This is a genomic window from Achromobacter sp. MFA1 R4, assembly GCF_900156745.1.
In the GTDB taxonomy this organism is placed as follows: domain Bacteria; phylum Pseudomonadota; class Gammaproteobacteria; order Burkholderiales; family Burkholderiaceae_B; genus Achromobacter.
Genome location: NZ_LT707065.1, coordinates 2,676,855 through 2,690,721 on the forward strand (window position 1 = coordinate 2,676,855; position 13,867 = coordinate 2,690,721).

At 67.3% G+C, this 13,867-nt stretch carries 9 protein-coding genes; 4 read left to right on the forward strand and 5 right to left on the reverse strand.

Annotated elements, in window-relative coordinates:
- Positions 1-11: 11 nt before the first annotated feature.
- The gene (locus BXA00_RS12255) at positions 12-2,939 is read right to left on the reverse strand and encodes a ribonucleoside-diphosphate reductase subunit alpha (protein WP_076518743.1); all 2,928 of its coding nucleotides are present in this window, start codon (positions 2,937-2,939) and stop codon (positions 12-14) included.
- Positions 2,940-3,245: 306 nt separating this feature from the next.
- The gene (locus BXA00_RS12260) at positions 3,246-6,752 is read right to left on the reverse strand and encodes an indolepyruvate ferredoxin oxidoreductase family protein (RefSeq protein WP_076518744.1); all 3,507 of its coding nucleotides are present in this window, start codon (positions 6,750-6,752) and stop codon (positions 3,246-3,248) included.
- Between the two features lie 129 nt (positions 6,753-6,881).
- Between BXA00_RS12260 and BXA00_RS12265 the strand changes: the two genes are divergently transcribed.
- A complete protein-coding gene (locus BXA00_RS12265; protein WP_008159001.1) occupies positions 6,882-7,331 on the forward strand; it encodes an Lrp/AsnC family transcriptional regulator in 450 nt (149 codons plus the stop codon).
- An 80-nt stretch (positions 7,332-7,411) separates the two neighbouring features.
- On the opposite strand, the gene BXA00_RS12270 is transcribed toward BXA00_RS12265, so the two are convergent.
- Entirely contained in the window at positions 7,412-8,377 is a 966-nt protein-coding gene (locus BXA00_RS12270; protein WP_076518745.1) for a tripartite tricarboxylate transporter substrate binding protein, read from the reverse strand.
- Positions 8,378-8,450: 73 nt separating this feature from the next.
- Positions 8,451-9,296 (reverse strand): alpha/beta fold hydrolase, encoded by an 846-nt coding sequence (locus BXA00_RS12275; RefSeq protein ID WP_076518746.1) that lies wholly within the window; start codon positions 9,294-9,296, stop codon positions 8,451-8,453.
- Positions 9,297-9,380: 84 nt separating this feature from the next.
- Between BXA00_RS12275 and BXA00_RS12280 the strand changes: the two genes are divergently transcribed.
- The 3 genes from BXA00_RS12280 to BXA00_RS12290 all read left to right on the forward strand — a co-directional run bounded on the left by BXA00_RS12280 (position 9,381) and on the right by BXA00_RS12290 (position 12,274).
- Entirely contained in the window at positions 9,381-10,280 is a 900-nt protein-coding gene (locus BXA00_RS12280; protein ID WP_076518747.1) for a LysR family transcriptional regulator, read from the forward strand.
- Positions 10,281-10,469: 189 nt separating this feature from the next.
- Positions 10,470-10,976: a hypothetical protein gene (locus BXA00_RS12285; protein WP_076518748.1), complete on the forward strand. Its 507-nt coding sequence runs from the start codon at positions 10,470-10,472 to the stop codon at positions 10,974-10,976.
- Positions 10,977-11,074: 98 nt separating this feature from the next.
- Positions 11,075-12,274, forward strand: a complete 1,200-nt coding sequence (locus tag BXA00_RS12290) for an MFS transporter (RefSeq protein WP_076518749.1) — start codon at positions 11,075-11,077, stop codon at positions 12,272-12,274.
- Between the two features lie 146 nt (positions 12,275-12,420).
- Here the strand turns inward: BXA00_RS12290 and gltX are convergent, their stop codons facing one another.
- The gene (gene gltX, locus BXA00_RS12295; RefSeq protein ID WP_076518750.1) at positions 12,421-13,827 is read right to left on the reverse strand and encodes a glutamate--tRNA ligase; all 1,407 of its coding nucleotides are present in this window, start codon (positions 13,825-13,827) and stop codon (positions 12,421-12,423) included.
- Between the last annotated feature and the right edge of the window lie 40 nt (positions 13,828-13,867).

Consider the following 13,867-nt stretch of genomic DNA (forward strand, 5'->3'; position numbering starts at 1 on the left):
TCCGGAGGCGGTTATTGGCAGGCTTCGCACTCTTCGAAGCCGGGGTCGCCCGGCCGCATGGTGCAAACCGCCCCGAGAACTTCGGGTTCCGGCAAAACAGGTGCTGCGGCAACGGCGGAGGCAGTGGACACGCCACCGGCGCTGACGGCGTTCAGTTCGCCGCCGCGTCCCGTGGACTTCTCGGCGCTGGTGGCGCCCAGGGTGCGCAGGTAGTACGTGGTCTTCAGGCCACGCGTCCATGCCAGCTTGTAGGTGTCGTCCAGTTTCTTGCCCGATGCGCCAGCCATGTAGATGTTCAACGACTGGGCTTGATCGATCCACTTCTGGCGGCGCGACGCGCATTCAACCAGCCAGCGCGGTTCGACTTCGAACGCGGTGGCGTAGAGTTCGCGGAGTTCGGAAGGTACGCGATCGATGCGGGACAGGCTGCCGTCGAAGTACTTGAGGTCGGCGACCATGACTTCGTCCCAGAGACCGAGTTTCTTCAGGTCACGCACGAGGTAATCGTTAACGACCGTGAACTCGCCGGAGAGATTCGATTTGACGTACAAGTTCTGGAAAGTGGGTTCGATGCACGCAGATACGCCAATGATATTGGAAATAGTGGCGGTTGGGGCGATTGCGATGCAATTGGAGTTGCGCATGCCATGTTCTTTGATGCGCGCGCGCAACGCATCCCAATCGAGCGTGCTCGATTCATCGACGTCGACGTGACCACCACGTTCATCACGCAGCATCTTCAACGTGTCTTGCGGCAAGATGCCGCGCGACCACAGCGAGCCTTCGTACGATTGATAGCGGCCGCGTTCTTCGGCGAGCAGGCTCGATGCGTAGTACGCGTGATAGCACACGGCTTCCATCGAACGATCGGCGAATTCGACGGCGGCTTGCGATGCGTAAGGCACGCGCATCATCTGCAGGCAGTCCTGGAAGCCCATGATGCCCATGCCCACCGGACGATGGCGCGCGTTGGAATTGCGGGCCTTGTCGACGGCGTAGTAGTTGATGTCGATCACGTTGTCGAGCATGCGCATGGCGATGCTCACGGTGCGCTTGATCTTGTCGTGGTCGAGTTCGAAACCGCCGCCGGCAGCCGGCTTCATGTGTGCGACCAGGTTCACGGAACCCAGATTGCAAACCGCGATTTCAGATTCGTTGGTGTTCAGCGTGATCTCGGTGCACAGGTTCGAGCTGTGGACGACGCCCACGTGCTGCTGCGGCGAACGGATGTTGCACGGATCCTTGAACGTGATCCACGGGTGGCCGGTTTCGAACAGCATCGACAGCATCTTGCGCCACAGCGTCAGCGCCGGCATCTTCTTGAAGAGCTTCAGTTCGCCGCTGGCGACGCGGGCTTCGTAGCCCACGTAGGCTTCTTCGAAGGCGCGGCCAACCTTGTCGTGCAGGTCGGGGCAGTCGGACGGCGAGAACAGCGTCCATTCACCGCCTTCCATGACGCGCTTCATGAACAGGTCGGGAATCCAGTTCGCCGTGTTCATGTCGTGCGTGCGGCGGCGTTCGTCGCCGGTGTTCTTGCGCAGTTCCAGGAATTCTTCGATGTCCAGGTGCCACGTTTCGAGGTACGTGCAGACCGCACCCTTGCGCTTGCCACCCTGGTTCACCGCGACGGCGGTGTCGTTGACGACCTTCAGGAACGGGACGACGCCCTGGCTTTCGCCGTTGGTGCCCTTGATGTGGCTGCGCAGCGCGCGGACCGGGGTCCAGTCGTTGCCCAGGCCGCCGGCGTACTTGGCCAGCAGCGCGTTTTCCTTGATGGCGTCGTAGATGCCTTCCAGGTCGTCGGAGACGGTGGTCAGGTAGCACGACGACAACTGCGAGTGCAGCGTGCCCGAGTTGAACAGCGTGGGCGTGGAGCTCATGAAGTCGAACGAGGACAGGATCTCGTAGAACTCGATGGCGCGCGCTTCGCGGTCGGTCTCGCGCAGCGCCAGGCCCATGGCCACGCGCATGAAGAAGACCTGCGGCAGTTCGATGCGGGTGCCGCGGATGTGCAGGAAGTAGCGGTCGTACAGCGTCTGCAGGCCGAGGTAGCCGAATTGCAGGTCGCGCTTGGCGTTCAGCGCCTTGCCCAGCTTGGTCAGGTCATAGCTGGCCAGTTCGGGCGACAGCAGGCCGCCTTCGATGCCGCGGGCGATGAACGTGGGGAGGTATTCGGCGTAGCGCGTGGCCATGCCGTCCTGCGAGACTTCTTCGCCCAGGACTTCCTTGCGGATCGTGTGCAGCAGCAGGCGAGCGGTGACCTGGCTGTAGGCCGGGTCCTTTTCCACCTGGGCGCGCGCCGACAGGATGGCCGACTTGAAGACTTCGTCGACGGGGATGCCGTCGTACAGGTTCTTGACCGTTTCCTTCAGGATGGCTTCGGCGTCGATGAATTCCGACAGGCCTTCGCCGGCCGCCACGATGGTGGCGCGCAGTTCGGCCACGTCCAGCGGGCGGCGCACGCCGCCATCGGTGACGTTCAACACGTGCTCCTGCGGCGCGGCGGCCTTCTGCTGGCCTTCGGCGGCCGCGGCGGCGGCGCGCTCCTGGGTGCGCTTTTCGCGGTACAGGACATAGGCGCGCGCGACGTCATGCTCGCCCGAGCGCATCAGCGCCAGTTCGACCTGGTCCTGGATGTCTTCGATGTGGAAGGTGCCGCCGTTCGGGCGGTTGCGCACCAGCGCGTTGACGGCCTGGGCGGTCAGCGTTTCGACCAGCTCACGCACACGGGCGGAGGCAGCGCCTTGTCCGCCATTGACGGCCAGGAAGGCCTTGGTCATGGCGATGGCGATCTTGCTGGGCTCAAAGCCGACCACCGAGCCATTGCGGCGGATGATGTTGTAGCTGGCCCATTTTCCGCCATTGGCGTCGGCGGGAGAATCGGATTGAGAGGGCGGCACGGCCGAAGGCCGGGTCACAGAGGCGATCGTAGTCTGCATGGAAGCTCCTGTGCGAAAAAGCGCGTAGATAGCGACATGACGACGTCATGTCAGGTACGAAATGGGAATCTTGTAATGGGGGTCGCAACGTCCGGACAGGCTAGTCCGTAAGGCGTGGCCGGCGGGAATCAGCGCTTAGGCGACCACAATATGTAGTGTAGCACCCCTCGTTGGCCACTAATTCTAGTGATCGAGGTTTACAGGGACAAGAAGAAGATAAGACGGATCCCACAAAAGATTGTAACCAAATGCACTAGGCGCGCCCCGCAAGGCGCGCCCAGGTCAGTGACCACTCAGACCGGCTGTTTATGCGGTTTTCCGCAGGGGGATGGCGTGCGGGGCCGGTGCTGTATAGCTCTGCATGAGCCGGGCCAAATCGGTCCGGTACTTCTCGACGTTCGCGGCCTTGATGTGGCCGAAACCGCGAATGTTTTCTGCCAGGGCGGCGATTGTAGCCGCTTGTGCGAGCTTGTCCTGGGTCAGCCCCGCAAGCAGTTGTTCAATGGTCTGGCGGTACTCCCGCACCAGCGCGCGCTCCATCCTGCGTTCGGCGGTGTGGCCGAACGGATCGAACCAGGTGCCGCGCAAGCCCTTCAGCCGCGTCAGCACTTTCAACGCCGACATCGTGCGCGGGCCCAGCGTCATCTTGCGCGGCACGCCGGTGCGCGGGTCCTTGCGGGCGAAGATGGGCGGCGCCATGTGAAAGCGCAGGCTGTAGTCGCCCTCGAACTGGCCCTGAAGCTGGGCCTTGAACGCGTCGCCGGTATAGAGGCGCGCCACCTCGTATTCGTCCTTGTAGGCCATCAGCTTGTACAGGCCGCGCGCCACCGCCATCGCCAGCTTCGGCGTCTTGGCGTCGGGCGCGAGCTCCCGTTCGCGGGCGGCGACGGCCTCGACCACGTCCTGGTATGCGCGGGCGTAGGCCGCGTCCTGATAGGCCGTGAGGTCCTCGATGCGGCGGGCCACGGCGCGTTCGAAGGTTTCGGGGACGTGCAACTGCACGACCTGCGCGCGCGGGCGCAACGCGCCTTCCAGCGCCTCGGGGCGATGCGCGGCGAGCCGGCCGCTGTCGAAGGCGGCGCGGTTGGCCGCGACCGCCACGCCGTTCAGCTCGATGGCGCGGTAGATGGCGGCCTGCGAGAGCGGCACGCCGCCGCGCTGCCAGGCGTAGCCGAGCATGAACATGTTGGACAGGATGCTGTCGCCGAACAGCGCGAGTGCAGCTTCATGCGCGTCGATCGCGGCCGTGTGCGCCTCGCCGGCCGCATGCCGGATCTTGGCCAGCAGCGCCTCGGGGCGCATCGCGGCATCGGGGTTGCGGGTGAACTCCGACACCGGCGCGACGTAGGTGTTGACCGTGACCTTGGTGTGGCCGTGGCGCAGGGCGCCCAGCGAGTCGGGCGCCACGGCGGCCACCGGATCGCACAGGATGGCGGCGTCGGCCTGCTGCCAGTCCAGGCGCACGGGGCCGGGGGACGCGCCCGCGGGGGCGAGGCGGATGTGGCTGACGACCGTGCCGCCCTTCTGCGCCAGGCCGGTCAGGTCCAGCACCGCGGCCGACAGGCCTTCCAGGTGCGCGGCCATGGACACGATGGCGCCGATGGTGATGACGCCGGTGCCGCCCATGCCGGCGACGAGCAGCCGGTAGGGATGGTCGGGCGAGGGCGTGTCCGGCTGCGGCAGCTCGCCGATCAGTCGCTGCAGGCGTTCCTGGTCGGCCTTGGGCGCCGCGCTCTTTCTGGGCTTGCCGCCCATCACCGACACGAAGCTGGGGCAGAAGCCCTCCGCGCACGAGTAGTCCTTGTTGCAGCTGGATTGATCGATCGCGCGCTTGCGGCCGTAAGGCGTTTCCAGCGGCACGACGGACAGGCAGTTGGACTGCACGCCGCAATCGCCGCAGCCCTCGCAGACGGCGCTATTGATCAGCATGCGGCGCGCCGGGTCCGGAAACTGGTTCTTCTTGCGGCGGCGGCGCTTTTCGGCGGCGCAGGTCTGGTCGTGGATCAGCACCGTCACGCCGGGGATCTCGCGCAGTTCGCGCTGCAGCGCGTCCAGCTCCCGGCGGTGGTGGACCTTGATGCCGGGGCCCAGGTCCACGCCCTGGTATTTCTCGGGCTCGTCGGTCGTGACCACGATGCGCGCCACGTTCTCGCCGCGCAATTGCTGGCAGATCTGCGGCACGGAGATCGGGCCGTCGACCGGCTGGCCGCCCGTCATCGCGACCGCATCGTTGAAGAGGATCTTGTACGTGATGTTGGCACGCGCCGCGACAGCCTGGCGGATGGCGAGGTACCCGGAGTGGTAGTACGTGCCTTCGCCCATGTTCTGGAAGATGTGCGGCATTTTCGTGTAGCGGGACAGGCCGATCCAGTCGACGCCTTCGCCGCCCATCTGCGTGAGGCCGCCCGTGTCGCGGTCCATCCACGCCGCCATGTAGTGGCACCCCACGCCGGACAGCGCCTGGCTGCCTTCGGGCACCTTGGTCGACGTGCTGTGCGGACAGCCCGAACAGAAGTAGGGACGGCGGCGCATGCCGTCCGCGTCGTTGGATAGCGGGGCCTGGCATGCGAAGGCCGACAGGTCGCGCCTGACGGGCAGGCCGGCGGCGCGCGAGAGCCAGCCGGCCAGCGGCGCGGCCAGCAGCGACGGACGCAACTGACCGGCCGACGGCACCATCGGCTCGCCGTCCAGTCCCTTCTTGCCCACGACCGTCGGCCGGTCCGGCAGGTTGAACAGCATGTCCTTGATCTGGCTTTCGACCACCGCGCCTTTTTCTTCGACGACCAGGATGTGCGACAGCCCGCGCGCGAATTCCAGCAGGCGGCCGGTGTCCATCGGCCAGGTCAGGCCCGGCTTGTAGATCCGGACCGGGGCGTTCGCCGTGACGGTGTCCACGCCCAGGCGCGCCAGCGCTTCCATGGTGTCCAGGTGCGCCTTGCCCACCGTGACGATGCCCACCGTCGCCTTGGGCGCCGGACAGATCAGCTTGTCGATGCTGTGGCGGCGCGCGAAGGCGGCGACCGCCTGCAGGCGCAGGTTCATGCGCGTCTCGACAGCCAGCGACAGGAAATCGCGCGCCGAATACTCCAGCGACTCGGGCGGCAGGTCCGGGTCCGCGGGCATGGGGTAGGACTGGACCGGGGCGGGCGTGAACGAGTGGCCGCTTTCGATGGTCTCGGATACGGCCTTGAACGCGACCCACGCGCCCGAATGGCGCGAGAGCGCCCAGCCCCACAGCGCGAACGTTTCGTATTCGTCGATGGAGGTCGGATGCACGATGGGCATCTGCCAGCCGATCAGCGACGCTTCGCTGGCGTGCGGAATCGAGGAGGACACCGCGGTGTGGTCGTCGCCCACCACCACCAGCACCCCGCCGTTGCGCGAAGCGCCGGCGGCATTGCCGTGATGCAGCGCGTCGCCGGCGCGGTCCACGCCAGGCCCCTTGCCGTACCACATGGCGAATACGCCATCGACGTTGCGGTCGGCGCGCACGCCGGCCTGCTGCGTGCCCATGACGGCGGTGGCCGCCATGTCTTCATTGATGCCGGGCAGGAAGGTGATCTGGTTGGCGTCCAGCGCCTTCTGCGCCTTCCACATGGCCATGTCCACGCCGCCCAGCGGCGACCCGCGGTAGCCCGACACGAAGCCGGCGGTGTTCAGGCCGCGTTCGCGGTCCACCCGGCGCTGCGTGAGCATGATGCGCACCAGGGCCTGGGTGCCGGTCAGGAAGATGCGGCCGGACTCCCGGGTGAGGTTGTCGGCGAGCTGGTACTCAAGGTCGAGCTGGGGGGCGGCGGCGGGGGTACCGTCCATGGCGAATCTCCTGGTGTTTGGCACCATGATAGGTTCGCGAGGGGTCAGGTTTATTGCGTTATTGGATCGTGCTATCCCTATAATTCGCAATGAACATTTCGTTTTTCATAAAAATCAGGAGACAGACAGATGGACAAGACCGATATCGGCATCCTCAAGGCCCTGCAAGAGGACGGACGGGCCTCGGCGCAACAGCTTTCCGAGAAGGTCGGGCTGTCGGCTGCGCCGGTGTGGCGGCGGGTGAAGGCCATGGAGGCGAGCGGCGTGATCCAGGGCTACAGCGCCCAGGTCGACCGCAGCAAGGTGGGGCTGGGCTGCATGTTTGCGCAGATCAGCCTGGAGCGGCATTCGGCCAACACGGTCGAGAACTTCGAGCGGTCGGTGCGCGACGCGCCCGAGATCCTGGAGTGCTATGCGGTGACCGGCGACTCGGATTTCCTGCTGAAGATCCTGGTGGAAAGCCCGGAAGCCTATGACCGCTTCCTGCACCGGTTCCTGTTCAACATGCCCGGCATCCGCCAGACGCGCACCATCGTGGCGCTGCGCGAGATCAAGCACGAGCAGCGGCTGCCGCTGTAAGGCGGGGCGCGTCTGCCCTCGATACCTCCTCTATATATAGAGAGCAGATATATAGAGAGAGCAGACGCCGCGCGGCCGGGTTATTGGGGCTGGATGCCGGATATCCGGATCCATTCTTTCCAGCGGGCGGTGTCTTCCTGCACGAAGGCGCCAAAGCGCGCGACGTCCATCGACTCCGGCGTGAGGCCCAGGGCGCGCAGCTTGCGCGCCGTGGCCTCGTCCTGCACCGCCGCCTGCATCCATGCGTTCATCTTGGCGACGATCTCGGGGGGCGTGCCAGCGGGCGCCGACAGGCCCAGCCAGCCCGCCACGACGAAATCGGGATAGTACGTCGACATGGTCGGCACGCTGGGCCAGGCGTCGTGCGGCCGCGCGCCGGTCACGGCGATGGGGATGAGACCCTTGCCGTCGATCTGGCCCATGGCGGTCAGGTAGTCGACGAAGGCAAAGCCGATCTGCTTGCCGCGCAGGTCGGTAATGATCTGCGTGATGTTCTTGTAGGCCGCCCCGGTGATGTTGACGCCGGCGCGTTGCTTGAAGAGTTCGGACGGCACCTGCGATGACGAGCTGTAGTAGCCGAAGAAGACGTCACCGGGATGTTTCTTCGCGTAGTCCACCAGTTCGGGCACGGTGCGGTAAGGGCTGTCGGGCGACACCACGCCCACGGTGCCGAACGTGCCCAGGATTCCCACCTGGGCGAAATCCTTTTGCGCGTCGTACGGCAGGTTCTTGTACAGGAACTGGTTGGCCGAATGCGTGGAGTTCGTGGACAAGAGGAAGGTGTAGCCGTCCGGCGCCGCATTCTTGCTTGCGTTGGTGCCGACGATGCCGCCGGCGCCGGGCCGGTCTTCGACGATTACCGTCTGCCCGGTCTTCTCGCCCAAAAACTGGGCGAAGGTCCGCGCGGTCAGGTCGGCCGCGCCGCCCGCCGAGGACGGGACGATGATCGTCACGGGTTTCTCGGGCCAGCCGGCGGCGTGCGAGGTCGCGGCCCACAGGACGCAAGCGCCGGCCAGGGCCGGGCGCAGCAAGCGGATAAGGGTCATGGTCTGTCTCCTGAGTGCGCCTTGGCGCGTCGTTGTCGTTGTGGTCGTTGTGTAGTGGGGGGGGCGCGCCGGGTCAGCCGAACCGGCTGCGGTGCCAGTCCAGGATGGCGGCGGCGCTGACCTGCCAGCGGTCCGCGTACATCATGCAGTGCGGTTGTCCGGCAAGCGTGGCGTGGGCAAAGCCGTAGCGGCGCGCGATGGCCTCGTCCTGGCCCGGCGGATGCCGGTCATGCGTGTCCAGCCCCGCTTGCAGGCACAGGCCGGGGACGCGGATCGACGCCGGGTCGACGGCCACGCGCAGCAGGTATCGGTCGTTCAGCACCTGCGGACTTTCCGCGCACAGGCGCCGCGCCACGTCACGGACATCGCGATCGGGCGTGGTCGCCAGGAAGCGCGCGCGGATCTCGGCGTCGCCCGGCGCCGCGCGAAGCACGTCCGCCGGGACGGGGGGCAGGGCCAGCGCGCCCGGCAGGTCGCCGGGGGGCGAGGGCGCCAACAGCACCACGCCCGCCACCGGGCGCCGGCCGGCCGCCAGGAGTGCCGGCAGGGCGCCCATGCTGTGGCCGACCAGGACGGCAGGCCCGTCCAACGCGTCCAGCGCGCTGACGACGTCCTCGGCCAGGTCGCCGATGGTGGTGCGCAAGAACGCGGCATCCTGCGGCAATGCGCCGTGGCCGCGCATGTCCAGCGCCGCGCAGGCCAGGCCGGCCGCCGCGAAGTACGCGAGATAGTGCGCGTAGCACCAGGCACCGTGGTACGCGCCCGGCACGAACAGCAGGCCGGGTCCACGGCCTTGGCGCGCGGCGCCGATCAGGAGGCGGCCCTGGCCCGCGGGGCGAACGGAAAGCCGGTCGGCCGCGCTGAAATCCAGCGGGTCCGTGGCGGGAAAGGGGCAGGAAATCGGGGAAGCGTTGGTCATATTGCGGCCATCTTAAAAGCCGCCCTATGATGAGAAAACTTTATTTTTCCTATGCTCTGATAAGTTCCACTAATCCCGTCGCCGATGCGTCCACTTCCCGAACTTTCTGTCTCCCACTACCGGCATTTCCTGCTGGTGGCCGAACTGGGCAGCTTTCGCGCGGCGGCCGCCCGCGCGTTCCGTTCGCAGCCCGCGCTGTCGCTCTCCATCCGCGAAATGGAACAGCGCCTGGGCCAGCCGCTGTTCGAGCCGACCCAACGCGGCACGCTGACGCGCTTCGGTCAGGACTGCCTGCCGCTGGCGCGCGAACTGGTCGACCATCACGACCGCGTCGCGGGCGCGCTCTGCGGGCTGGCTTCCAGCGGCGCCGGCAGCCTGGCGATGGCGTCGGTGGCGTCCGCGGCCACGCACTGGCTGCCCGAACTGGTAGCGGTCTATCGTGAGCGCTACCCGGCCGTGTCGCTGCGGCTCTTTGACGACAACTCCGAAGGCGTCGAGCGCATGGTGCTGGCAGGCGAGGTGGAACTGGGCGTGTGCAGTCCGGTGTCGCGCGACCGCCGGCTGACATTCGAACCGCTGCTGCGCGACGCCTTCGGGCTGGTGTGCCATCGCGGTCATCCGCTGGCCGGCCGCAAGTCGGTGACCTGGCGCGAGATCGCAGACCTGCCCCTGGTGGGAACCATCGCGCATCGCCAGCTTGCGGGCTATCCGCAGGCAGCCTTCATGCTGGACCGGCAGGTGTTCGTGTCCAACATGATGTCGCTGCTGGCCATGCTGGAACGCGGGGTGGGCGTGACGGTACTGGCCCGATTGGGTGTGCCGCCGGACTCGCCCGGACTGGCGTTCGTTCCCCTGTCGCGGCCGCGCATCGAGCGCGAACTGGGCATCGCCCGGCTGGCCGGACGCAGCCTGTCCCCGCCCGCCGCGCGCATGGAGGAAATGCTGCGCGAGAAGGCGCGGCGCGGGTCGCGCAGTGTCGCTTGAAACCAACGCATTTTTGCGCTTTCCGCACCGATGCCGGGCGCGCTCGCGGGAACACTGTTGCGCAAATGCACACGGCGCGGATCCTCGTTGATTCTTCGCAGGCGGCTATTTAGAGTGCGTGAAGTTCGTTGCGCCTGGTACGCGCCGGTGTGATCGGCGCGGCGCGTCGACGGACGTGTTGAGGAAGTCATGAGCAGTGTGTTTTTGCGTACGGCAGGCGTCGCCTGCGCCATCGTGATCCTGGCCGGCTGCGCTGCCCGCAAGCCAGCCGCCATCACCGAAGCCTCGCCCGAGGAACCGGCCAAGCCGGTGGCCTGTGTGCCCGCCAAGGCGGGCGATCCGATGATCGGCACCTGGTTGTCCAATTCGCGCCCGCGCGACGTGGCCGGCGACATGCAATCGCTGATCGTGCTGTCGGCCGACGGCACCATGTCCTACGAATCCCTGCTCAAGATCGGGCGCAAGACGCGCCCCGCGCTGCGCGAGACGGGCTGCTGGAGCGTGGCCGAGGGCATCACCACGATGCGCACCACCAAATCGGCCGGCGAGCCGGTCGATCCCGATGACCCGATCTACGTGAATCGCTACCGCGTCGAGAAGGTCGAGCCGACCAAGCTGGCGCTGCGCGAAATCCGGAAGGGCGGCGCCTTGCTGACCGCCCGCCGCATGCCCGCGGGCTATCGACTCGCCTACTGACCGTTGCGCCGGGCGGACAATTCGCCCGGCGGTCGCGCCACGATGGCCGCGCTGCGGTAAGGTGCGGGCTTCGACATTCGCCTCCCCGCCGGTTACCCATGCCCGCCATGTCCTCCGAAGCACGCGCGATCGCGCTGCTTGCCCTGGCCGCCTTCGTCAGCGCCAGCGCTTTCCGTATCTGTGATCCCATGCTGCCGCAATTGGCGGCGGAATTCGGCACCACCACCGGACAGGCCGCCCGCGCGGTCACGGCGTTCGCCGTGGCCTATGGCGTGCTGCAGATGTTCTTCGGTCCGGTGGGTGACCGCTATGGCAAGTACCGCGTCGTCAGCGTCGCGACGGTGGCCTGCGCGCTGGGCAGCGCGGGCGCGGTCATGGCCGGGTCGCTCGATGTGCTGGTGTTCTGCCGCGCGCTGTCAGGCGCGGCGGGCGCGGGTATCGTGCCCCTGTCCATGGCCTGGATCGGCGACAACGTGCCTTACGAACGCCGGCAGGCGACGCTGGCGCGCTTTCTGACCGGGACCATTCTGGGCATGTCCGCCGGCCAGTTGGCGGGCGGCCTGTTCGCCGACACGGTGGGCTGGCGCTGGGCGTTCGCGGCGCTGGTGGCCGGCTACCTCATCGTGGGCGTGCTGCTGCACCTGGAAGTGCGGCGCCAGCGCGCGGCGGGCTTTGCCCAGGTCGATCCCGGCGCGGTGCGTCAGGGTTTCATCGCCCAGGCCCGGCTGGTGCTGGGCGCGCCGTGGGCGCGGGTCGTGCTGGCGACGGTGTTCGTCGAAGGGCTGCTGGTGTTTGGCGCGCTGGCTTTCGCGCCCTCGTACCTGCATGCGCGTTTCGACATCTCGCTGACCGCCGCCGGCGCGCTGGTCGCGGTCTACGCCGTGGGCGGGCTGATCTACACGGTCGTCGCCGGCCGCATCCTCAAGCGTCTCGGCGAGCGCGGCCTGGCCATCGCGGGCGGGCTGGTGCTGGGCGTGGCGTTCCTGTCGTACCTGCTGGGACCGGTCTGGATGTGGAGCCTGTTGGCCAGCGTTCTGGCGGGCTTTGGCTACTACCTGCTGCACGCCACGCTGCAGACGAACGCGACGCAGATGGTGCCGTCCGCGCGCGGCACGGCGGTGGCGTGGTTCGCGTCCTGCCTCTTCATGGGGCAGGCGGCCGGCGTGGCGCTGGCGGGGGCGGTGGTGGACGAGATCGGCGCCGGCGCGCTGTTCGGCGGCTCGGCCGTGCTGTTGCCGCTGCTGGGCGCGTTCTTTGCGCGGGCGCTGAAGGCGAGGGCGGCGCTGCAGCGATCCTGAGCGGTCCCGCCCGCCTGAAAACAGAAAGGGCCTTGATCATCCGCGGATGATCAAGGCCCTTTGTCTGAGGCGTCTTAGGCGTCAGAGGCCGGGGGGCAGGCTATTGCTGCATGGGCCGTCGCTCGCAGGTGTCAGGCACCTTGGGTTCAGATGGCGGCCAGGCGCTTGAGCACGGTTTCCTTGCCCAGCAGCGCCAGCACCGCGTCCACGGCCGGCGTCTGCGTCTGGCCCGTGACCGCCACGCGCAGCGGGATGGCCAGTTGCGGCATCTTCAGGCCACGGTCGGCCAGCACCGCCTTGATGAGCACGGACAGGGCCTCGCGGGTCCAGTCGGCATCCTGGGCGCGCTGGGCGAAATCGGCCAGCGCCTCGCGGGCGGAGGCGGTCAGGTGCTGCTCGGCCAGGTCGGCCGGCGCGCCCTTGAACTCACCGCAGAAAAGCATGGCGCCGTCGGCCAGTTGCTCCAGCGTCTCGGCGCGGTCTTTCAGCAGGCCCATGACGCCCGGCAGGTCGATCTTCTCGGGGTAGCCGCCGCGCGCCGCGATGCGCGTCGCCACGCGCTCGGCCAGCTCGGCGTTGTCCATCTGCTTGATGTAGTGGGCGTTGACCCAGTTCAGCTTCTTGGGATCCCACTGCGAGGCGGACTTGGACAGGTGCTTGGTGTCGAACCAGGACACCAGTTGTTCGCGCGAGAAGATCTCGTCGTCGCCGTGGCTCCAGCCCAGGCGGGCCAGGTAGTTGATCATGGCCTCGGGCAGGTAGCCCTCGTTGTCGTACTCCATGACGTTGACCGCGCCGTGGCGCTTGGACAGCTTTTCGCCGTCCGGGCCCAGGATCATGGGCACGTGGCCGTATTCGGGCAGGGTGGCGCCCAGCGCGCGCAGGATGTTGATCTGGCGGGGCGTGTTGTTGACGTGGTCGTCGCCGCGCAGGACGTGGGTGATGCCCATGTCCCAGTCGTCGACCACCACGCAGAAGTTGTAGGTGGGCGTGCCGTCAGGGCGCGCGATGATCAGGTCGTCCAGTTCGGTGTTGTCGAAGCTGATCGTGCCCTTGACCATGTCGTTCCAGGACGTGGCGCCTTCCTGGGGATTCTTGAAGCGCACGACGGGCTTCCTGCCTTCGGGGATGGCGGGCAGGGTCTTGCCGGGTTCGGGGCGCCAGGTGCCGTCATAGCGCGGCTTGTCGCCGCGGGCGCGGGCGGCCTCGCGCATGGCCTCGACTTCCTCGGGCGAGCTGTAGCAGTGGTAGGCGGTGCCGGCGGCCAGCATCTGGGCCACGACTTCGCGGTACCGGTCCATGCGCTGCATCTGGTAGAACGGGCCTTCGTCGGGCTGCATGCCCAGCCAGTCCATGCTGTCCAGGATGGCCTGCACCGCTTCCGGCGTGGAGCGCTCGACGTCCGTGTCCTCGATGCGCAGCACGAAGGTGCCCTTGTGATGGCGCGCGAAGGCCCAGGAGAACAGCGCGGTGCGCGCGCCGCCCAGGTGCAGGAAACCCGTGGGCGAAGGCGCGAAGCGGGTACGAATGGGAGTAGGGGCGTTGGAGGTCATAGGTGGCAATGTTAGCGGCTGCGGCGCCACAATATGGCGT

Excerpts from the sequence above, each read along its gene's own strand:
- BXA00_RS12255 (WP_076518743.1), bottom strand. The coding sequence starts at position 2,939 with ATGCAGACTACGATCGCCTCTGTGACCCGGCCTTCGGCCGTGCCGCCC.
- BXA00_RS12260 (WP_076518744.1), bottom strand. The coding sequence starts at position 6,752 with ATGGACGGTACCCCCGCCGCCGCCCCCCAGCTCGACCTTGAGTACCAG.
- BXA00_RS12265 (WP_008159001.1), top strand. The coding sequence starts at position 6,882 with ATGGACAAGACCGATATCGGCATCCTCAAGGCCCTGCAAGAGGACGGA.
- BXA00_RS12270 (WP_076518745.1), bottom strand. The coding sequence starts at position 8,377 with ATGACCCTTATCCGCTTGCTGCGCCCGGCCCTGGCCGGCGCTTGCGTC.
- BXA00_RS12275 (WP_076518746.1), bottom strand. The coding sequence starts at position 9,296 with ATGACCAACGCTTCCCCGATTTCCTGCCCCTTTCCCGCCACGGACCCG.
- BXA00_RS12280 (WP_076518747.1), top strand. The coding sequence starts at position 9,381 with ATGCGTCCACTTCCCGAACTTTCTGTCTCCCACTACCGGCATTTCCTG.
- BXA00_RS12285 (WP_076518748.1), top strand. The coding sequence starts at position 10,470 with ATGAGCAGTGTGTTTTTGCGTACGGCAGGCGTCGCCTGCGCCATCGTG.
- BXA00_RS12290 (WP_076518749.1), top strand. The coding sequence starts at position 11,075 with ATGCCCGCCATGTCCTCCGAAGCACGCGCGATCGCGCTGCTTGCCCTG.
- gltX (WP_076518750.1), bottom strand. The coding sequence starts at position 13,827 with ATGACCTCCAACGCCCCTACTCCCATTCGTACCCGCTTCGCGCCTTCG.